A 19,591-nucleotide genomic window follows, 5' to 3' on the forward strand; every position below is an offset into this window, starting at 1 on the left:
CGAGGGAATGGACAATGGAAAATTGCGATGCCAGCCGACGGACGTGACGGGCGGAAGGCCGAGGTCGACCCCAAATTGCTGGAGTTGTTGGCCTGCCCGCTGACCAAGGGGCCGCTGACCTGGGATCCGGAGCGCAGCGAGCTGGTCTCGCGCGTGGCGAAGCTCGCCTATCCGGTGCGCGACGGCATCCCCATCATGCTGCCGTCGGAGGCGCGCACGATCTCGGCCGAGGACATGCTCACGCCGCCAACGCCGCGGCTCAGCGGGCCGTCGTGAGCCGGACTCTGCAAGCTTTCGAGATTGGCGGAGGCGTCGGCGACTACATAACGCCGCTGCAGCGCAGCGATCCGAGACGCTGGCGGGACAGCACCCCCTCTGCCTGCCGGGCATACTCCCCCGCAAGGGGAGATTGGCAGCTTGGGCGCCGAGCCCTTCTTTCGACGCCCTCAATCTGTGCCTATTGAAAATTCCGTCCCTTGGGCATGACCTGTTGTGCGGCAAGGGCCTCGACGTCCTGAAGGACCGGCAGGCCATGGTTTGCAGCAGGCTTTGATCCAATCGACCGCTCGGCGGGATTATGCTCGATGACCGGGCGATTGGCGGATTCCAGCAGCACGCTCAGCCAAGAGGTCAAATCCTCGATCCTATCGGCGACGATGTGGATGACGTTTGATTCATGCTGCAATTTGCCAGTGACGCGAACGAAGCGCGCGCCCATGACAATCGGCCGGAAACGGTCGAAGGTTCTTTCCCAACAAATGATGTTGGCGATCGACTCTTCGTCCTCGAGCGTGAGGAAGATCGCATTGCCCTTGCCCGGACGCTGGCGCACCAGCACCAGACCGGCGACGGAGACGCGGCGGCCGTCGCGCACCGACGGCAGGCGGGCATTGGGGGTGACACCGGCGCGGGTGAGCCGCTCGCGCAGGAAGGCGACGGGATGCTCCTTCAGCGACAGGCCGAGCGAACGGTAGTCGTGGACGACATGCTCGCCGAGCGGCATTTTCGGCAGTTTCGTCTCGGGCTCCAGCTCGCGCAGGCGAAGCGTCGGCTGGTCGAACAGCGGCAGTTTTTCGGCGGCGCTCTTGCCGTCCAGCGCCCGGACTTCCCAGAGCGCGGCACGGCGGTCGAGGCCGATCGAGCGGAAGGCATCAGCCTGCGCCAGCTTCTCGATCTCGCCGACATCGAGGCCCGAACGCAGCCAGACATCCCTGACCGATCGATAGCCCTCGCCGCGCCGGGCGACGACGGCGTCCATGCGTTCCTCGGAGAGACCCTTGATCTGGCGGAAGCCGAGCCGCACGGCATGCGCCGTCTCGATGACGCCGCGCATCGAGGCATGACGCTCAAGGATGCGGGATGGATCGAAGACAGCGTTCTCCAGCGTGCAGTCCCAGACGGAATGATTGATGTCGACCTCGCGCACCTCGACGCCATGGTCGCGGGCGTCGCGCACGAGCTGGGCCGGCTGGTAGAAACCCATCGGCTGCGCATTCAGGATCGCGGCGCAGAAGACATCTGGATAAAAGGTCTTGAACCAGCAGGAGGCGTAGACCAGCAGCGCGAAGGAGGCGGCGTGGCTTTCGGGAAAGCCGTATTCGCCGAAACCCTCGATCTGCTTGAAGCAGCGCTCGGCGAAGTCCTTCTCGTAACCCTTGGCGACCATGCCGTCGATCATCCGCTGGCGGTAGTTGCCGATCATGCCGGTTCGCTTGAACGTGGCCATGGCGCGGCGCAACTCGTCGGCCTCGCCCGGCTGGAAGCCTCCGGCGACAATGGCGATCTTCATCGCTTGTTCCTGGAACAGCGGCACGCCTAGCGTCTTGCCGAGAATCTCCTTCAGCTCCGGCTTCGGATATTCGGGCTTCTCCTTGCCCTGCCGGCGACGCAGGTAGGGATGAACCATGTCGCCCTGGATCGGACCGGGCCGCACGATAGCAACCTCGATGACGAGGTCGTAGAAATTCTCAGGCTTGAGACGAGGCAGCATCGACATCTGCGCGCGCGACTCGATCTGGAAGACGCCGAGCGTGTCGGCTCTTTGGATCATGGCGTAAACGTCATCGTGCTCTTCGGGAAGGGTGGCGAGCACATAAGGCCGTCCAAACGTATCCCGCGCCCGTGGATAGTGATCGGTGAGCAAGGTGAAGGCGCGCTTCAGGCAGGTCAACATGCCGAGCGCCAGCACGTCCACTTTCAGGATTTTCACCGCGTCGAGGTCGTCCTTGTCCCACTCGACCATCTTGCGCTCGTCCATCGCCGTCTTGACGATAGGCACCACCTCGTCGAGCCGGTCGCGGGTGATGACGAAGCCGCCGACATGCTGGGAGAGATGGCGGGGGAAGCCCATGATCTCATTGGCGCGCTCCAGAACCTGCCGCGACAGCGGATCGGTGCGGTCGAGGCCGCCGGCATTGGCTTCCCTTTCGCCGAGCTCAGAGGTCGACCAGCCCCAGATGGTGCTGGAGAGCGCGCTGCGGACGTCCTCCGACAGGCCCATGGCCTTCGCCACCTCGCGCAGCGCCGAGCGCCCGCGATAGCTGATCACGGCGGCGGCCAAAGCGGTGCGCTTGGCGCTGTATTTCTCATAGATGTAGGCGATGACGATATCGCGTTTCTCATGCTCGAAGTCGACGTCGATATCGGGCGGCTCGTTTCGCTTCTCGGAGATGAAACGTTCAAAGAGCGTGTCGATGCGGTCAGGACCGACTTCGGTAATGCCGATGCAGAAGCAGATGATTGAATTGGCGGCCGAGCCGCGGCCTTGGCAGAGGATGTTCTGGCTGCGGGCATATTTGACGATATCGTAGACAGTCAGGAAATAGCGCGCGTAGTTCAGCCGCTCGATCAGAGCGAGTTCGCTGTCGATGCGTTTCAACACGTTCTCGGGAACGCCGGCCGGATAGCGTCTCACGGCTCCTTCCCGCGCCAGACGCTCGAGCTCGGCCTGCGGTCCGAGGCCGGATTCGGTCGGCTCGTCCGGATAGTTATATTCGAGGTCGCTGAGCGAAAAGGTGAGCTCGTCGGCGAAGCGCAGCGTCTCGGCCAGCGCTTGCGGGTGGCGGCGGAACAGTCGCGCCATCTCCAGCGGCGGCTTCAGATGGCGCTCGGCATTGGCCGCCAGCTCGAGCCCGACCTCGGAAACCGGCGTGTTGAGGCGGATCGCGGTAAGCACATCCTGCAGCGGCCGGCGCTCGGCGGCGTGGTAGAGCACGTCATTGGTCGCCATCAGCGGAACGCTGATATGCTCGGCCATCGCCGCCGCTTGCTCGATGCGGAAGCGGTCGTTGCCGCCATAGTCCGGTGCCACGGCCAGCCGGAGCGCTGAGCCGAAGCGATCTTTAAGCCGGCTAACAAGCGACAGGCGCTCTTCGGCGCCGCCGGACAGATCGGGCAGGATCGCCAGCGACATTCGATCGCCCCATTCGAGCAGGTCGCTAAGCTCGAGCAGCGTCGCGCCTTTCTCGTTCTCGTCGCGCAGATTGGCCTGGGTCAGCATGCGGCAGAGATGTCCCCAACCCTGGCGGTCGCGCGGGTAGGCGAGGATGTCCGGCGTGCCATCGCCGAACACCAGGCGGCAGCCGGGGTGGTAGGCGAGCTTTTCCACCTTGGCCTGCTGCCAGGCGCGCACGACGCCGGCGACCGTGTTGCGGTCGGCCAGTCCGATCGACGCAAAGCCGTAGAATTTCGCCGTGACCACCAGCTCCTCGGGTTTCGAGGCGCCGCGCAGGAAGGAAAAGTTCGACCGGATGCCGAACTCGGCATAGGGGATGGCGGTCAGCGCGTTCATGCGAACACCCCATGCATGTACCAGCGTGGCGGCGCGGCCTGCGCGGCGCTGCCGTAGAGGCCCTGGCGGTAGAGCCAGTAGCGGCGCCCCTCGCTGTCCTCGATGCGGTAATAGTCGCGGGTCGGCGCCTCTTCCTCGCCGGGCAGCTGGCGCCACCATTCGGCGGCGATGCGCTCCGGCCCCTCGGCGCGGGCGACGCGGTAAAGTGCGCGCCGCCAGCGGAAATTCATCGGCGGACCTTCGGGGATCTCGGTCGCCGGCACTTCGATCGGCTCGGGCGAGCGGAACATGCGCACCGGCCGCTCCGGTGGGTAGATGGTCATCGGCGGCGCTGTTCGGGGCGGCGTTGTCCGGCCGGCCGCCGGGGCGCGTCTTTGCGGCGCTTCGGCGAAAGGCACGATCGCGACGGCGCGTTCCGGCAGATGGCTTTCGACGACGACCGGCTTCAGCACGGCGGCCTCGCCGAGGCGGGCTCGGACGCGGTCGGCGAACAGCGCGATGTCGGCGTCATCATCGTCCGCCTCGCCGGTCAGGTCGCCCTGAGTCAAGTCGAAGGCGGCGACCGACAGCACGGACAGCCGCACCAGATCGAAGCCGAAGCCGGCATCGATGTTCTGTTCCAGCGCGGTGAGCCGCTCATGGAACAGTTTTTGGATCAGCCGCGGCTCGCGCATCGGGCGCGAGGTGCCGACGGCGATGCGGCTGACGGCGCCATCGACGCGGAAGAGAAGCAGCGCCAGCGTCCTTGCGCCTTCGCCGCGGCGTTCTAGGTCGGTCTTCAAGGCGACGGCAAGCCGGCTTATGAGCCGCTCGATGTCGTCGGTGAGCATGACCGGCTCGGCAAGGTGACGCTCGACCGAGAGCGGCGCGACGGGAAGGCGTGGCGACACGGCCTCGTCGAGGCGGCCGAGCGCCTGGTCGAGGCGCAAAAGCAAGGTGGCGCCGAAGCGGCGGGCGAGCGGCGCGCGCGGTGCCGCCATCACCGCGCCGGCGGTGCGCAGGCCCACGCTCTCCAGGAGGGCGCGGGTCTCCGGCGCGATGCGCAGCGCCGACAAGGGCAGTGGCGCCAGAAGCGCCTCTTCCTCGCCGCTGGCAATGATGCGGTTGCCATGGAAGCGCGCCGCCGCCCAGGCGGCGCCCGGCGTGGAGGCGAGGCCGGCGCGGACATCGAAACCCTGCTGGAAGAAGCGGGTGAGGATCTCGTCTTGCATGGCGCGCTCGCCGCCGAACAGATGCGTGCAGCCGGTGACGTCGAGGAACAGCACGTCCTCGGCGTCGATCGCCACCAGCGGCGTGTAACGGTCGCACCAGTCGGCAAGGCCTTCGAGCAGACGGCGGTCTGCTTCCGCGTCGGCCTCGACCACATCGATCGAGGGGTGCATGGCGCGGGCATCGGCAATGCCCATGCCGCGCTTCAATTTGAGCGCCTCAGCCCGCTCGTCGAGGGCTGCAATGCGCTGGGTGTTGTTGTCGCGATGGCTGATCACCAGGGGCAGGTGCTGCGAGGGGCGGGAACGCCAGGACCGCCCCAGACGCTGGCGCAGGATCCGCTCCGCGCTGAGATGCGGGAACCACAGCGACAGAATTCTCTGTTCTTTCTGCAAAAGCGTGCTCATTTGGGTTCCACTCCAGTGTGAATTGTCCGGGCAGGGCCGTGCGGCTCTTGCCGATATCGACTTTGAAGGCGGGACGGCCGATCGAGCCGGCGAGCGGCCCGGCGACCGTTTCGCGGTTAGCCGCCGCTGCTGCCGAGACGATGAGGCGCACGGGTGCCGCGGTGGGGTCGGCCTCGCCGGCCTGGCGCAGCAACAGCACCGAACGGTTGGCGCTTTGAGCCCGCGCGTGCAGCCGGCGTGTGGCGGTGAGGTCGAGCCGTTGCGGGCTGCCGCGGATCTCGAGGATAACGGCGGCGAAGGCCGTCATGCGGGCGGCCTCCTCGGCGATCCACAGCGCGTCGAGCAGTTTCGGCGCCTCGGAAAACAGCAATTGCTCGGGCTCGATGCCGAACAGGGCGTGAAGGCCTTTGGCATAGGGAAGCCCGGCCTCGTGGAAAATTTCCGCTGTGCCGACCCACAGGATCGGCAGGCCCTGCCTCTCCTTGAGGATCAGGCTTACGAGCGACAGCGCAAAGCCGGCAACGGCGCCGGCGTCGCGAGTCTCCAGGCCATGGATTTCGCTGAGCGCCGCCTTAGGCAGGCCGCCGCCGAGAGCGGTGTCGAGCCGCTCGATGCCGGTGCGCAGGAAGGCGTCCGCCGCGGCCACGGCAAGGCCACGCCGGACAAGTGTCATGTCTGACTTACCGGCATCGGCAGGTACGCCAGGCGCCGGCGCCTGGAGGCGCTCGGGCAGCGTTCCCTCGATCTTCGCGATCTGGCGGCGCAGGGCAAAAACAGTGTCCCGCGCCACGGCGCTCATCGCCATGACGTTCACTTCCGGCAGCAATTGTTCCTGTTATGTTCTTATAGATTCCAGAGGCGCCCGGAAGAGTCAAGGCAGAGTCACAAGGAATTTATTCCTTCAGCTTTTACCCTGAAAGCGGGCGGCCAGCCGGCTCATTTGCCTCAATCCGCGCGAAAGCCTATATGCCGGGATCAAAGGACATTTCATGGCCCGCATCTACAAGACACGCACCTGGCACGACCAGCTCTCGCCGTCGATGGACGAGATGGAGCTTCTGGCGCTGGAGACCTATGCCCATCTGCCGGAAGAGTTCCGCAAGCTCACTGGCGAGATCATCATCCAGATTGCCGATTTTCCGACCGACGAGATCATGGACGACCTGTCGCTGGAGACGCCGTTCGACCTGCTCGGCCTGTTCGAGGGGCGCGGCATCGCCGAGCGCTGGAACCCACAGACCGGCGAGGGCCCGAACCGCGTCACACTCTACCGCCGCGCCATCCTCGACTATTGGGCCGAGAACGAGGAGACATTGGGCGACATCGTCACCCATGTGCTGATCCACGAGATCGGCCACCATTTCGGCCTGTCGGACGATGACATGGAGCGGATCGAGGAGGCCGCCGAGCAGGCGGCGGCGGGCTGAGAGACTGTTTGGAAATTCTACTCCGGCGGCCATCTGGCGGCGCTTTCTGCGCTTCCGGTGCTCACGGACCCAAATGTCCGCTCCGCTCCGGTTCTCGAAATCACCACCATATGACTCGCCAGAGCGAATTTCGAAACAGTCTCTAAGCGCCTTACCTACCAGTCGCTGAGCTTGGTGTCGGCCGTGTATTCCTGGCCTTCGACATCCTTCACCACGGCCTGGCCGCAGCGCATCGACTTGGTCTTCTTGTCATAGGCGTAGGTCGGCGAGCCGAACAGGTGCCACCCTTTGTTCAACGCAGCGGTGACCTTGTGGCAGAAGGTTGCGTCGTCCGGACCGGACAGAAAGCGGTAGAGTTTCATTTTTCGTCTCTGATCGTGATTGTCTCAGCCTATGCTTTCCCAAAACCGCTGCGCACTTTTGGGCAACATGCATCAGCATCATGCGCCGATGATCGCGGCCTTCGCCAGAAGTTTCTCCGCCTCCGCAAGATGCAGGCGCTCAACCATGCGGCCGTCCAGCGCAATGATGCCCTTGCCGGCATTTTCGGGCCGGGCGAACGCATCTCGGATCGCGCGTGCCTGAGCCAACGCCTCGGGCGACGGCGAAAAGGCGCGGTTCGCCGCCTCGATCTGGGCGGGATGGATCAGCGATTTGCCGTCAAAGCCCATGGCCGCCCCTTCGGCGCATTCGCCGGCAAACGCATCGAGGTCGCGGAAATCATTGGCGACGCCGTCGATGACGTCGAGGCCGCCGGCCCGCGCCGCAAGCACCAGCTGCATCAGCCAGGGCATCAGGTAGCGCCGGTCGGGCGTCGCCAGAACGCCGGTGCTCTTCACCAGATCATTCGTTCCGACAACGAAACAAGCGAGTCGCGAGGCCGGGTCACGGCCGAGCTCGGCGATGGCGCCGATGTTGAGCAGCGCCTTGGGCGTCTCGACCATCGCCCATAGTTTCACGCTGTCGGGCGCGAAATTGTCGTCGAGCAGGTCGCCGGCCTCCAGGATGTCGCGCGGCGTGCCGATCTTGGGCAGAAGAATGCCGTCGGGCTCGGCCTTGGCCACGGCCAGAAGGTCATCGGCGCCCCATTCGCTGGCGAGCGGGTTGATGCGCACCACCATCTCGCGGCGCTTTTCGCGGCCGGCGAGGATGCCGGCAATTTTGTCTCGCGCCGCTGCCTTGTCGGCCGGCAGGACGCCGTCCTCGAGGTCGATAATGACGGCATCGCAGGCGAGCGAGGCGATCTTGGCAAGCGCCTTGTCGTTCGAGGCGGGGATGTAGAGCACCGAGCGGCGCGGGCGGTAGGGTTCTTGGGCCATGGCCGATCTATGCCGGGTGATGGCGAGGGAGGCAAGGCAGGTCGTCAGTCGTAGAGGTTGGCGCCGCCCCTCATCCCCCTGACGGGACCTTCTCCCCGTAAACTGGGAGAAGGGGCCTGGCCTGCACCAAATCTGCAAATCCTTGCTGAAAAGCTCCGGGATTCCGCCGCGCGCTTTCCGCAGGGGCCGGCGAAACCGGCGCCATGCGAATACGTCAAACATCTCGCTGGTCCCTGCCGCGCCGGCTCCGCAACGAAGGCTGGTGGCTCGTCGAGCCGCAAGGACGGCGCGCCCCGGCGACGGTGCTTACCTCCAGATTGCGGCCGGCCCGCAGTGGCGGCGCAACAGCGGCCAGGAAGGCGCGGCGATGACGACGACGACTATGATGGCATCGGCGACGAGGACATCGTTCACGCCAAGCTACTGCCGCCGCGTTGGCGCCGCCGTGCTGCTGGTGGCGCTGGCCGACTTTCTTTTCTACGGCCAGCCGGTCGGCATCACCGTCTTCATCTTCGCCATCGTGCTTGCGGCGGCCGTCGTCGCCATGCATCCGGCCGCGCTGAATGATGCCAGGGTCTGGCTCAAGCCGGCGGCGCTGTTTGCGGCACTTTTGCCGCTTGTCGAAAATGTCAGCCCGCTTTCGGTGCTGGTCGCGATTGCAGCACTTGCGATCTTTGCGCTGTCGCTGGCCGGCCGACTGCGGACGAGGCCTGCACGCATCGCGCGCCAGCTCGGTCTGTTCCTGCTGGCCGCCCCTTTCCGCTTCGCCCGCGACTTCTTCCGCTGGCGCAAGGTGGCGCGCCAGCTCGGGCAGCGGCGCATCCGGCTGGCGGCCATCGCCGTCTGGGTCATGCCGCTGACGCTCGGCGGCGTCTTTCTCGCCCTGTTCGGCGCCGCCAATCCGATCATCGAGCATTGGCTGTCGCTGATCGATCTCTACGCGCTCCTCGACAAGATCGAGGTGGTGCGGCTGATCTTCTGGCTGGTCATGCTGGCCGCCGTCTGGGCCTTCCTGCGGCCGCGCCTGCCGCGCTTCTTCTCCCGCATCAGGCGCGCGCTCCCCGCCGCACCCGTGGCCCGGCCGGCCAGGACATCCGCCGAGGACGTCCTCTTCGGCAAGGCGGCCATCCTGCGCGCGCTGATCGTCTTCAACGCGCTGTTCGCGGTGCAGAGCGTGCTCGACGCCACCTATCTGTGGGGCGGTGTCGCGCTGCCCGACGGGCTGACCTATGCGGCTTATGCGCATCGCGGCGCCTATCCGCTGGTCGCCACCGCGCTGCTTGCCGCCGGTTTCGTGCTGGTGGCGCTGCGCTCGGGCAGCGAGACGTCACGGGATCCGCTGATCCGCCGGCTGGTCTATCTCTGGGTGGCGCAGAACATCGTGCTGGTCATCTCCTCGATATTGCGGCTGGACCTTTATGTGGGGATGTATGCGCTGACCTATCTGCGCGTGGCCGCCTTCATCTGGATGGGGCTGGTGGCGGCGGGGCTGGCGCTCATCATCGCCCGCATCGCGCTCCAAAAAACCGGCGAATGGCTGCTCTCCGCCAATCTTCTGACGCTTTCGGCGACGCTTTATGCCTGCTGCTTCGTCAACTTCGCAGCAACGATCGCCAACTATAATGTCGACCATTCCTACGAGATGAACGGTCCCGGAACCGGCCTCGACATTTACTACACAAGGTCGCTCGGCCCTGCCGCCTTGCCGGCTCTCGACCGCTTTTTCGATCATCAGAAGAAGGTCTTTCTCACCGACAAACGCGACCCGGCCGACGCTTTCATCGAGACCCGGTATCGCGACGCGCGGAAAAACTGGCGCACCTGGAGCTTTCGTGACTGGCGGCTTTTGCGCACCCTCGACAAAAGAGGCCCGCTTGTGGTTCCTCCAGGATATCAACCCGCTATGCCGGACCTCTGATCGATGCCGCACAATATCCTCGTCGCCGACGACGACCCGCATATCCGCGAGATCATCTGCTTCGCGCTGGAAAAGGCCGGCATGAAGACCAATGCCGTGGCCGACGGCGCAGCCGCGCTTCAGGCGGTCGAGCGCCGCGCGCCTGACCTCATCGTGCTCGACATCGGCATGCCGGAGATGGACGGGCTGGAGGTCTGCCGGCGGCTCAGGCAAAAATCCGACGTGCCGGTGCTGTTTTTGTCCGCGCGCGATGAGGAAATCGATCGCATCCTCGGGCTGGAGATGGGCGGCGACGACTATGTGACCAAGCCGTTCAGCCCGCGCGAGCTGGTCGCCCGCGTCAACGTCATCCTGCGGCGCGCACGTCCGGCCATTGTCGAGGAAGAGGCGGACGACCGGGAGTTCGCGCATGGCAAGCTCATGCTCGTCCCGGCAAGCCATGCGGCGAGTTTCGACGGCAAGCCGCTTACCCTGACGGCGATCGAGTTTGCGATCCTCAAAGGCTTTCTTGCCCGCCCGCTTCATGTGCTCGGTCGCGACGCGGTGATGGCCAATGCCTACGCCTCCAACATCCATGTCTCGGAACGCACGGTCGACAGCCACATCCGCAACGTGCGCGCCAAGCTGGCGGCAGTCGGCTGCGCGGATGCGATCGCGACGGTGCATGGCGTCGGCTTCCGGCTCGGCCGATGCGGTGGTTGAGCAAGGAAAGGTGGCGCCCGCGGCTCGCCACCGTCGTCATTGCCATTTTGATCGTGGTCATGGCGCTGCCGCTGGTCGGGCTGTTCTTTTTCCGGCTCTATGAGAACCAGCTGATCCGCCAGACCGAGGGCGAGCTGATCGCGCAGGGCGCGGTGGTCGCGGCCCTCTACGCCCAGGAGGTGCGCGCGGCCGGCATTTCCCAGGAAAGGCTGGGTTCGCCGATCTCGGCCGATCCGGCGCGGGATAACAACTATCCCTATGATCCGATCGAGCCGCGACTCGACCTTGCCTCCGACGATGTCATGCCGATGCGCCCCGCGGCGCTTCCCGCCACCCCCGACCCGGCCTTCGCGGCCATCGGCGCCCGGCTCGACGGCATTCTCGACGAAACGCAGAAAACGACGCTTGCCGGTTTCCGCCTGCTCGACCCGCATGGCGTGGTGATTGCCGGCGGCGACGAGATCGGCCGGTCGCTTGGCGATGTCGAGGAGGTGCGGACCGCGCTTTCAGGCCTCTATGCCAGCGAATTGCGCTTGCGGATCCCCGACCAGCCGGCGCCGCCGCTCTATTCGGTCAGTCGCGGCACCAGGGTGCGCGTCTTCGTCGCCATGCCGGTCGAGCTCGATGGCCGGGTCGCGGGCGTCGTCTACCTGTCGCGGACGCCGAACAACATCGTCAAGCATCTCTATGGCGAGCGCGGCAAGGTGACGTTGGCGGCGATCGCCATTCTCGGCGGCACGCTGCTGATCGCGCTGGTGTTCATCCGCACCGTCAGCCGACCGATCTATGCGCTGATCGAGCGGACCAAGCGCATCGCCGCCGGCGACCGCGACGCGATCAGGCCGCTCGACCATCACGGCACGCGCGAGATGGCGGCGCTGTCGACGGCCTTCCTCGACATGGCGACCAAGCTGCAGGCGCGCTCCGACTCTATCCAGACCTTCGCCACTCATGTCTCGCATGAGTTGAAATCGCCGCTGACGGCAATCCAGGGCGCGGCCGAGCTGCTGCGCGATTCCGGCGGGGCGATGGACGAGGCCGAGCGCAAGCGCTTCTCCAACAACATCGTCACCGATGCCGGGCGGCTCAATCTCTTGGTGCGCCGGCTGCTCGATCTGGCGCGCGCCGAAAACCTGGCGCCGAGCGGCGAAAGCACCACACTCGGCGCCGCACTAGCGCTGCTGCCGATCGACACCAGGCTGGAGACGCGTGTCGAATCCGGCGGCGATTTCGGCCTTAGCATTTCGGGCGAGAACCTGGCGATCGTGCTCGCCAACCTCATCGACAATTCGGCCAGACACGGCGCCCGTCAGGTGGCGATCCATGCCTCTACCGCGGGCGAGCGCGTGCTGGTTCAGGTCGACGACGATGGCGACGGCATCTCGGCCGCCAACCGCGGCAAAATCTTCGAGCCGTTTTTCACCACGCGACGCGAGAGCGGCGGCACCGGCATGGGGCTCGGCATCGTGCTGGCCCTCCTGAAAGCGCATGATGGCACGATCAGGCTGGTTGACTCCGAGCGCGGCACGCGCTTCGAGATCGACTTGCCGGCTGCGTGACAAACGGAGGCGGCTTTCTACGCAATTCCGGACGGAAAACCGGTTCCCACTTTTCCTGGAATTGCTCTGGATCGGAGAAAAAATGCGCTACGACATCGTCATCATCGGCGGGGCCATCGTTGGATCCTCGGTTGCTTATTATTTGCGGGAGGAAGGCTTTACCGGCTCGATCGCGCTGATCGAGCGCGATCCGCAATTCTCGCATGCGGCGACGACGCTGTCCTGCGCCTCGATCCGCCAGCAATTCTCGATCCCCGAAAACATCCGGCTGTCGCAGTTCACGCTAAAACTGTTCCGGCGGCTGAAGGAGACTTTCGGCGCCGACGCCGATATCGGCTTCCGCGAGAGCGGCTATCTGATCCTCGCCGGCGAGGCCGGGCTGCCGATCCTGAAGGCCAATCACGCTGCGCAGGTCGCGGAGGGCGCCGATATCCTGCTGGAGGACGCCGGGCAGCTGGCGCGCCGCTTCCCGTGGCTGTCGGTCGAAGAGATCGCCGCCGGCGCCTATGGCCGCAGCGGCGAGGGCTGGTTCGACGCGCATGCGATGCTGATGCTGTTCCGCAAGGCGCTGCGCGACAAGAAGATCGATTTCATCACGGCTTCCGCCACCGGCATTCTACGCGACGGCAACCGCGTCACCGGCGTCTCGCTCGACAATGGCGAGACGCTTCAAGCCGGCATCGTCGTCAACGCCGCCGGGCCGAATGCCGGCAAGGTCGCGGCTTTTGCCGGGCTGGCGCTGCCGGTCGAGCCGCGCAAGCGCAACGTCTTCGTCTTCGAGGCGCGCGAGAAATATGCCGACATGCCGTTGCTGGTCGATCCCTCCGGCATCTATGTGCGGCCGGAGGGCTCGGTCTATCTCACCGGCGGCGCCGAGCCGGAGGAAGGCGATCACGCGCCCGACCCGAAGGATTTTGATGTCAACTGGCCGCTGTTCGAAGAGGTGATCTGGCCCATTCTCGCCACCCGCATCCCCGCCTTCGAGGCGATCAAGCCGACGCGCGCCTGGGTCGGGCATTACGACTACAACACGCTCGACCAGAACGCGGTGATCGGGCCGCATCCGGAGGTGGAAAACTTCGTGTTCGCCAACGGCTTTTCCGGTCACGGCCTGCAGCAGGCGCCGGCGGTCGGCAAGTCGATCGCCGAGCTCGTCATGCATGGCGGGTATCGGACCATCGACTGCACGGCGTTCGGCTATGAGCGGGTGGCCGAGGGACGGGCGTTCCGGGAGTTGAACGTGATTTGATTGGAAAGCCGGTCGGCGAACCCGGTCCGGTCGACAAAGCCGTTGCTTCTCGAGTGCCGTGTCATATTAGTCGGAGCTTTATCGGAGCTCGGGGAAACAATTGCTTAAGAAGGCTGTCGAAGATTTTCGGCGCACAAGGGGAGTCCAGTTTCTCTTGGGCTTCCGCCACGAGATCCTATACCGCCAGTTTCTGGGAAGCGCCGCGTCGAAAGGCCATGCGTTCGCCGAGAGTCTGAGCGGGAAGCCCGAGCGGAACTACTGCTTCACCATCGCGTTCAATACCCCTTGGATCGTCGACGTGCTCACCAAGGCCTGGCAGATGTTCCCAACCGGGACCCGGCTTGTGGTGATCGACAATTCACCGAAGCAGGATGCGCGAGCTTCGATCGAGGCAATCTGCGCGCGGCGCGGGGTCGCATATTTCCGGCTGCCCAGGAATTTAGAGACGAATCCCTCCAGATCGCACGGCATCTCCCAGACCTGGGTCTTCCATAACATCGTCAAGCACCTCAAGCCTGACATGTTCGGGTTCATCGATCACGATTGCTTCCCGATCGGACCGATCGATATCGCGAAACGCGTCGGACGCAAGATCGGCTACGGGGCGCCGCTGCATGCCAGGTCGAGCTACCTGTACGAGGCAGTCGAAGATGAACCCGGCTGGTATTACTGGGCTGGCCTCTGCTTCTATAATTTCGCCGCTGTCGAGCATGCGAAGCTGGATTTCAGAAATCGGCTCGACATCGGGATGGATACCGGCGGCGGCAACTGGCCGGTGCTGTATTCGAAGCATGCCATCGGGGAATTCGAGATGGCCAAATCAAGTCGTGTCGCGGTGAGCGTCGGGGGGACAGTCGCCGACTACCAGTTATATGACGAGGTCCTTTTCCATGTCGGCGGCGCGTCCTACCGCTCGGGCGTAGAAAGCCGGGACTATCGACGCCTGCTGTCGGACCACATCTGGAAGACCTATCTCGGTGGGACCCAGGATCGGCTGGTTTCCATCTGAATCGAGCGCCGCGCCTCTTCAGGCCTCCTTGTTTCACCGAAGCGCCGCACCGCTTCGCATTTTTTCTGGATTCGCTTCCAAATACCGCTGCAGCCAGCCGAGAACACGCGTCCAGCCCTCGGCATGCTCTGCCGCCGCGTCCGGGAAGCCGGCAAACCCGCCATGGCAGACGGTGAGCCGTGTGCCGCCGGCGATCGTTTCAAGCAAATAAGCCACGATCGTTTCCTGACGGCCCAGCGTCGGGTGGTCCCAGTCGTAGCGTCTCGTCTGCACGATCCGGCGCGGCGTCTCGACCTCGAGGAATTTCCCACTGGCGGGTAGATGCCGGCCATCGGAGGTCTCCACGAGGACAGTCCAGCGGCCGCCAACACGAAGATCGGAGGACCAGCCGGTCATGCGGTAGGTGTCGGCGGATCCCCACCAGCGCTCGACGTCCTTGGTGACGAGCGCCGCGATGACCTCGTCCGGCGAGGCGGGAAGCTCGGCAGAGGCCATGACCGTGTCGGCATTCGCCATGGCTTGCGGTAAGGACAAGTGAAGCATCAAACCTACCCTTGCGGTAATTGTCTCGTATCCGAAACGAACCCTCACCCCTTCGTTGGCGGGCGCTCGAAGCCTTTGCCGGTTTCGAGCAGGCTCTTCAGGCTCGCCAGCACCAGCGGCCAGCCCTTGGCGACGTTCGGGATCAGCCTGTGCGGGCCGTCGGCCTCGTGGACAACGGCGAGCTTCATCAGTTCGCCGTCCGGCTCGATGGTGAAGGTGCAGCGCGTGTAGCCGTCCTCCTTCACCTCGGGCAGCCATTCGTTGCGCCATTTGATCACCAGACGTTTGGGCGGATCGATCTCCAGGATCTCGCCGGAGTCGGCGACGCGGCCGTCAGGGAAGATCAGCTTCCAGCTGGAGCCGACCTTCCAGTCGCTCTCCTGATGGGAGCAGAGGAAGAACTGCCGGTTGAATTCCGGATCGGTCAGCGCCTGCCAAAGCCTTTCGGGCGTTGTGCGGATATAGGTGACATAGACGAAGCTGTTCTCGCTCACGGCTCTTTCCTTTCAAGACGTTGCTTCAGGTCGCTCAATGCATCGAGCCGATGGCGCTCGAACTTGCCGATCCAGCGCTCGGCGATCTCGTTGATCGGAACCGGGTTGAGATAGTGCTCCTTCTCCCGGCCCCGGCGCATGGTGGTGACAAGGTTCGCCTCTTCGAGGATCCCTAGATGCTTGGTCACCGCCTGCCGCGTCATCTCCATGTGTTCGCAGAGCGCGTTCAGCGTCTGCCCGTTTCTTGCATAGAGACTGTCCAGCAATTGCCGGCGGGTCGGGTCGGCCAAAGCGCGAAACACGGTATCCATGCTCATGGCTTTAATATGCAACCATTTGGTTGCATGTCAAGCGTTGCGCAAAAAATCAAGCGATCACGTGCCTTGAGCCGACCGGGATTTCGGGAGCGAGGGATCAGCGCTGGCGGCCTAACCAGAAGGCGTCCGTCATGCGGGTCATGCCGATGCGCTCGTAGAAACCGACGGCGTCCGGCATCGAGATCAGGCTGAGGGCGACCGAAGGGCCGAGCTGGCGCTGCGCCTCGTCCATCAGGCCCTTGCCGACGCCAAGCCCTTGCGCCGACTGTGACACAGCAAGGTCCGAAATGTAGCAGACCCAGGAGAAGTCGGTCATGCCGCGCGCCACGCCGACTAACTGCCGGTCCTGCCGGTCGAGGCGCGCCGTCAGCACCAGATTGGCGTTGTCGAGCATGGCTTGCAGCCGGGCCTCATCATCGACGGGCCGCACCTTGCCGAGGCCGGATTCCACCAGCACGCGGCGGAATTCAGCGACGTCGAGCGTCGGCTCGCTGGCGTAGAGGACTTTCGAAGGCACGGTCATGCTGGCCAAACTGGCCCAGTCGGCGGCGTTTTGAAAGCGGCTCGGTGCCGAACTTGTGTTCGATGGCCCAATCTCCTGCCAACACCTGCCTTTCATTTGCCTGGCGCTTTGTGTAAACCGTGCCCCAGCTATCAAGACAGGCAAAGACCATGGACAAATTCACCAAACTCACCGGCGTCGCCGCGCCCATGCCGATCGTCAACATCGACACCGACATGATCATCCCGAAGGATTATCTGAAGACGATCAAGCGCACCGGGCTTGGCAGCGGCCTGTTCGCCGAGATGCGCTACAACGAAGACGGTTCGGAGAATCCGGACTTCGTGCTCAACAAGCCGGCCTATCGCAAGGCGCAGATCCTGGTCGCCGGCGACAATTTCGGCTGCGGCTCGAGCCGCGAGCACGCGCCGTGGGCGCTGCTCGATTTCGGCATCCGCTGCGTCATCTCGACCTCGTTCGCCGATATTTTCTACAACAACTGCTTCAAGAACGGCATCCTGCCGATCACCGTCAGCCCGGAAGACCTGGACAAGTTGATGGACGACGCCTCGCGCGGCTCGAACGCGACGATTTCGGTCGATCTCGAGGCGAAGGAAATCCGCGGGCCGGATGGCGGCGTGGTCAAGTTCGACCTCGACGACTTCAAGCGCCACTGCCTGCTGAATGGCCTCGACGATATCGGGCTCACCATGGAGAAGGCCGGCGCCATCGCGTCCTTCGAGAAGAAGAACGCCGAGCTGCGCCCCTGGGCCTGAGAGACTGTTTGGAAATTCTACTCCGGCGGCCATCTGATGGCGGTTTCTGCGCTTCCGGTGCTCACGGACCCAAATGTCCGCTGCGCTCCGGTTCTCGAAACCACCACCATATGACTCGCCGGAGCGAATTTCGAAACAGTCTCTGAGCGGCACGGCTTCAAATCGATAGCCCCGCCCCCTGTCGGCTGGGCTAGTGGCTGAATGGAGGGACAGTCATGACGCGCTTGTTTCTGGCCGCTTCGGCGGCAATCCTTCTCGCCACGGTCGGCGCCAATGCGCAGACCACCGCGCCGGCCACCCAGCCGGCGCCCGCCGCATCCGACCAGCCGGCCGCCGATCAAGGCAGCGACCAGGCGGCGTCGGACGACGACAAGCAGGCACCGATCCCCTTCGAGGGCGGCCAGCTCATCATCACGCAGCCGGAGCAGGACGGCGAGAAAGTGCTGTCCTATGACGGCAAGCAGCTTGCCAGCAATTACGACGTCTTCTTAGACAAGGTCGTCAAGATCGGCGACGTCAATGTGGCGCTGGTCGATGTCGGCGACGGCGGCAACCAGTGCGGACCGGCCAAGGTCATCGTCTGGAAGAAGGACGGCCAGATCCAGACCACCACCGTCGAACAGGACGAATGCGGCGCGCCGCCGGCAGCCGTCTCCGACAGCGCCATCTATTTCGTGCCCTATCTGCTGCCGGGCGAGACGCGGCCCGCACTGCAATGGTCGCCGACCGAAGGGCTGACGACCTCCGGCAACCTGACCTACACGCCCGAACCCGGTACCGACTGGAAGGATGTCGACCCCTCGAAATTCGACAACATCATCGACGCTTTCCACAACGCGGCCGTCTACAAGGCCGGCCAGGCGCTGCTGGGCGACAATATGCCCGACATGGCGACCAGCCTTTTGGTTGGCGGCGGCACCGAAAAGACGGCGTCGGGCGCTTTCTACGCCACCGGCTGCGTGCCGCATGACTGTGGCGGCAATGACGGCTTCATGGCCGTCGACCCGGTCAAGCACAAGGCCTATTTTGCCCGCCGCGGCGACAATGGCGAGCCGCAGGCCTGGCCACCGGTGAAGGACTGGCCGGCGGATATCAAGAAGGCCTATGACGACGCGCAGGGGAACTAGGGATTCGGCACGGTGACGGCCCTCTCCCTTCGTCATCCACGGGCGGAGCGACGCGCAGCGGAGCGAAGACCCGAGGATCCATTCCGTGACCGCTGCCGTAGAGTGCGAGGGTCCAGAATTCTGCACGGTTGGCGGCGCTTCGGCGTAGCGGCATGGATTCCAGGGTCTGCGCGCGTCGCTTCGCTCCTTGCTCCGCCCAGGAATGACGATGGGAGGGGCGGCTATCGCTAATCTCCGAGGCTGGCGCTCGCCTCGTGACCATGCTCCGCATTGCTTGGCCCACGACCAGCCGAGCCTCTTTTGCTAAACGCAGGCCTGCAAACCAACGGCGAGGCTCCCATGCGCAAGCTCATCTCCACAGGCTCTCCCTTCGAAAAGACCGCCGGCTATTCGCGCGCGGTGGTGCAAGGCGACTGGTGCTTCGTCTCCGGCACGACCGGTTACGACTATGCCAGCATGACCATGCCTGACACGGTCGAGGCGCAGACGCGCAATTGCCTGGCCACAATCGCGAAAGCCTTGGCCGATGGCGGCTTCGACATGGCCGATGTGGTGCGGGCGCATTACTACATCACCGACCAGGCCTATGTTGACGTGGTCTTTCCTATCCTCGGCGAGGCGTTCGGCGACATCCGGCCGGCGGCGACGATGATCGTGTGCCAGTTCAACAAGCCGGAGATGAAGATCGAGATCGAGGTGACGGCGCTGAGGCGCACGGCCTGATGCCTGTCGCCGAAAGCGGTTGGCCATGGCAAGCAAGGATCGGTCCATGGTGAAGGTCAGGCGCATTGTCGCCAACATCGAAACGCCGGACGCCGCTGCCGCAAAGCGCTTCTACCAGGAGGTGCTTGGCCCTCGGTATCCTCATGGATCAGGGCTGGATTGCCACTTACGGCTCCGATGAAAGCATGCAAGTGCAGGTCAGCTTCATGGCGCAGGGCGGCTCCGGCACGCCGGTGCCGGACCTTTCGATCGAGGTCGACGATGTCGACGCGGCGCTCGACACCATGAAGGCCGCCGGCTTCGCCATCCAATACGGCCCCGCCGACGAGCCCTGGGGCGTGCGTCGCTTCTATGTGCGCGATCCGTTCGGCAGGCTGGTGAATATTTTGGCGCATCGGTAGGTGTGCTGCCGCCTTTCTTTGAGAGGCCGGCGGGGCAGCACCCCCCTCTGTCCTGCCGGACAGAGGGGGGTGTGAAGGATCTCGGCGCTCATCCTCTTGCGCCGCAACCGCTTGGCGTT

Annotated in this window: 19 protein-coding genes and 1 pseudogene; 11 read left to right on the forward strand and 9 right to left on the reverse strand. The window is 64.6% G+C overall.

The genetic code is table 11. The features are described 5' to 3' along the window. Positions 1-27: 27 nt before the first annotated feature. Entirely contained in the window at positions 28-276 is a 249-nt protein-coding gene (locus tag EN869_RS24130) for a Trm112 family protein (RefSeq protein ID WP_127229150.1), read from the forward strand. Between the two features lie 181 nt (positions 277-457). Here EN869_RS24130 and EN869_RS24135 read toward each other — a convergent pair whose 3' ends face one another. Genes EN869_RS24135 through EN869_RS35180 form a run of 3 tightly spaced genes read right to left on the reverse strand, consistent with a single transcriptional unit; the run spans position 458 to position 6,211 of the window. Continuing rightward, entirely contained in the window at positions 458-3,790 is a 3,333-nt protein-coding gene (locus EN869_RS24135; protein ID WP_127229149.1) for an error-prone DNA polymerase, read from the reverse strand. Next, positions 3,787-5,277 carry a DUF6504 family protein gene (locus tag EN869_RS24140; protein ID WP_127229148.1) on the reverse strand — a complete coding sequence of 497 codons (1,491 nt, stop codon included), beginning with the start codon at positions 5,275-5,277 and terminating at the stop codon, positions 3,787-3,789. The genes EN869_RS24135 and EN869_RS24140 overlap by 4 nt, the downstream gene beginning before the upstream one ends. After that, the gene (locus tag EN869_RS35180; protein WP_127229147.1) at positions 5,219-6,211 is read right to left on the reverse strand and encodes a hypothetical protein; all 993 of its coding nucleotides are present in this window, start codon (positions 6,209-6,211) and stop codon (positions 5,219-5,221) included. The genes EN869_RS24140 and EN869_RS35180 overlap by 59 nt, the downstream gene beginning before the upstream one ends. A gap of 184 nt (positions 6,212-6,395) precedes the next feature. On the opposite strand from EN869_RS35180, the gene EN869_RS24150 reads away from it, so the two are divergent. Then, positions 6,396-6,833: a metallopeptidase family protein gene (locus EN869_RS24150; RefSeq protein WP_127229146.1), complete on the forward strand. Its 438-nt coding sequence runs from the start codon at positions 6,396-6,398 to the stop codon at positions 6,831-6,833. Between the two features lie 155 nt (positions 6,834-6,988). Here EN869_RS24150 and EN869_RS24155 read toward each other — a convergent pair whose 3' ends face one another. Both EN869_RS24155 and EN869_RS24160 read right to left on the reverse strand, forming a co-directional pair. After that, positions 6,989-7,195 (reverse strand): DUF1737 domain-containing protein, encoded by a 207-nt coding sequence (locus EN869_RS24155; RefSeq protein ID WP_042645368.1) that lies wholly within the window; start codon positions 7,193-7,195, stop codon positions 6,989-6,991. A 78-nt stretch (positions 7,196-7,273) separates the two neighbouring features. After that, positions 7,274-8,152 carry a CoA ester lyase gene (locus tag EN869_RS24160; RefSeq protein ID WP_127229145.1) on the reverse strand — a complete coding sequence of 293 codons (879 nt, stop codon included), beginning with the start codon at positions 8,150-8,152 and terminating at the stop codon, positions 7,274-7,276. Between the two features lie 367 nt (positions 8,153-8,519). On the opposite strand from EN869_RS24160, the gene EN869_RS24165 reads away from it, so the two are divergent. The 5 genes from EN869_RS24165 (at position 8,520) to EN869_RS24185 (ending at position 14,589) form a co-directional block, all read left to right on the forward strand. Further along, positions 8,520-10,070, forward strand: a complete 1,551-nt coding sequence (locus EN869_RS24165) for a DUF4173 domain-containing protein (protein ID WP_245512365.1) — start codon at positions 8,520-8,522, stop codon at positions 10,068-10,070. 3 nt (positions 10,071-10,073) lie between these two features. Continuing rightward, positions 10,074-10,772 (forward strand): response regulator transcription factor, encoded by a 699-nt coding sequence (locus EN869_RS24170; protein ID WP_127229144.1) that lies wholly within the window; start codon positions 10,074-10,076, stop codon positions 10,770-10,772. Continuing rightward, entirely contained in the window at positions 10,760-12,331 is a 1,572-nt protein-coding gene (locus tag EN869_RS24175; RefSeq protein WP_127229143.1) for an ATP-binding protein, read from the forward strand. The genes EN869_RS24170 and EN869_RS24175 overlap by 13 nt, the downstream gene beginning before the upstream one ends. A gap of 82 nt (positions 12,332-12,413) precedes the next feature. Further along, positions 12,414-13,580, forward strand: a complete 1,167-nt coding sequence (locus tag EN869_RS24180; RefSeq protein ID WP_127229142.1) for an FAD-binding oxidoreductase — start codon at positions 12,414-12,416, stop codon at positions 13,578-13,580. A gap of 100 nt (positions 13,581-13,680) precedes the next feature. Then, complete coding sequence (locus tag EN869_RS24185; protein ID WP_127229141.1) at positions 13,681-14,589, forward strand: hypothetical protein; 909 nt, start codon at positions 13,681-13,683, stop codon at positions 14,587-14,589. A gap of 33 nt (positions 14,590-14,622) precedes the next feature. On the opposite strand, the gene EN869_RS24190 is transcribed toward EN869_RS24185, so the two are convergent. The 4 genes from EN869_RS24190 to EN869_RS24205 all read right to left on the reverse strand — a co-directional run bounded on the left by EN869_RS24190 (position 14,623) and on the right by EN869_RS24205 (position 16,466). After that, positions 14,623-15,105, reverse strand: coding sequence for an SRPBCC domain-containing protein (locus EN869_RS24190; protein WP_245489559.1), 483 nt, complete (start codon positions 15,103-15,105; stop codon positions 14,623-14,625). Between the two features lie 71 nt (positions 15,106-15,176). Then, entirely contained in the window at positions 15,177-15,626 is a 450-nt protein-coding gene (locus EN869_RS24195) for an SRPBCC family protein (RefSeq protein ID WP_127229139.1), read from the reverse strand. Next, a complete protein-coding gene (locus EN869_RS24200; RefSeq protein ID WP_127229138.1) occupies positions 15,623-15,943 on the reverse strand; it encodes a metalloregulator ArsR/SmtB family transcription factor in 321 nt (106 codons plus the stop codon). The genes EN869_RS24195 and EN869_RS24200 overlap by 4 nt, the downstream gene beginning before the upstream one ends. A gap of 97 nt (positions 15,944-16,040) precedes the next feature. Further along, positions 16,041-16,466 carry a GNAT family N-acetyltransferase gene (locus EN869_RS24205; RefSeq protein ID WP_127229137.1) on the reverse strand — a complete coding sequence of 142 codons (426 nt, stop codon included), beginning with the start codon at positions 16,464-16,466 and terminating at the stop codon, positions 16,041-16,043. 149 nt (positions 16,467-16,615) lie between these two features. On the opposite strand from EN869_RS24205, the gene leuD reads away from it, so the two are divergent. The 4 genes and pseudogenes from leuD (at position 16,616) to EN869_RS24225 (ending at position 19,472) form a co-directional block, all read left to right on the forward strand. Continuing rightward, positions 16,616-17,221, forward strand: a complete 606-nt coding sequence (leuD, locus tag EN869_RS24210; RefSeq protein WP_127229136.1) for a 3-isopropylmalate dehydratase small subunit — start codon at positions 16,616-16,618, stop codon at positions 17,219-17,221. A 215-nt stretch (positions 17,222-17,436) separates the two neighbouring features. Next, positions 17,437-18,348, forward strand: a complete 912-nt coding sequence (locus EN869_RS24215; RefSeq protein ID WP_127229135.1) for a hypothetical protein — start codon at positions 17,437-17,439, stop codon at positions 18,346-18,348. Between the two features lie 339 nt (positions 18,349-18,687). Next, the gene (locus EN869_RS24220; RefSeq protein WP_127229134.1) at positions 18,688-19,071 is read left to right on the forward strand and encodes a RidA family protein; all 384 of its coding nucleotides are present in this window, start codon (positions 18,688-18,690) and stop codon (positions 19,069-19,071) included. A gap of 49 nt (positions 19,072-19,120) precedes the next feature. Next, positions 19,121-19,472, forward strand: a pseudogene (locus tag EN869_RS24225) (VOC family protein). Positions 19,473-19,591: the final 119 nt, after the last annotated feature.

It is taken from the genome of Mesorhizobium sp. M2D.F.Ca.ET.226.01.1.1 (assembly GCF_004022705.2).
Classification (GTDB): domain Bacteria; phylum Pseudomonadota; class Alphaproteobacteria; order Rhizobiales; family Rhizobiaceae; genus Mesorhizobium.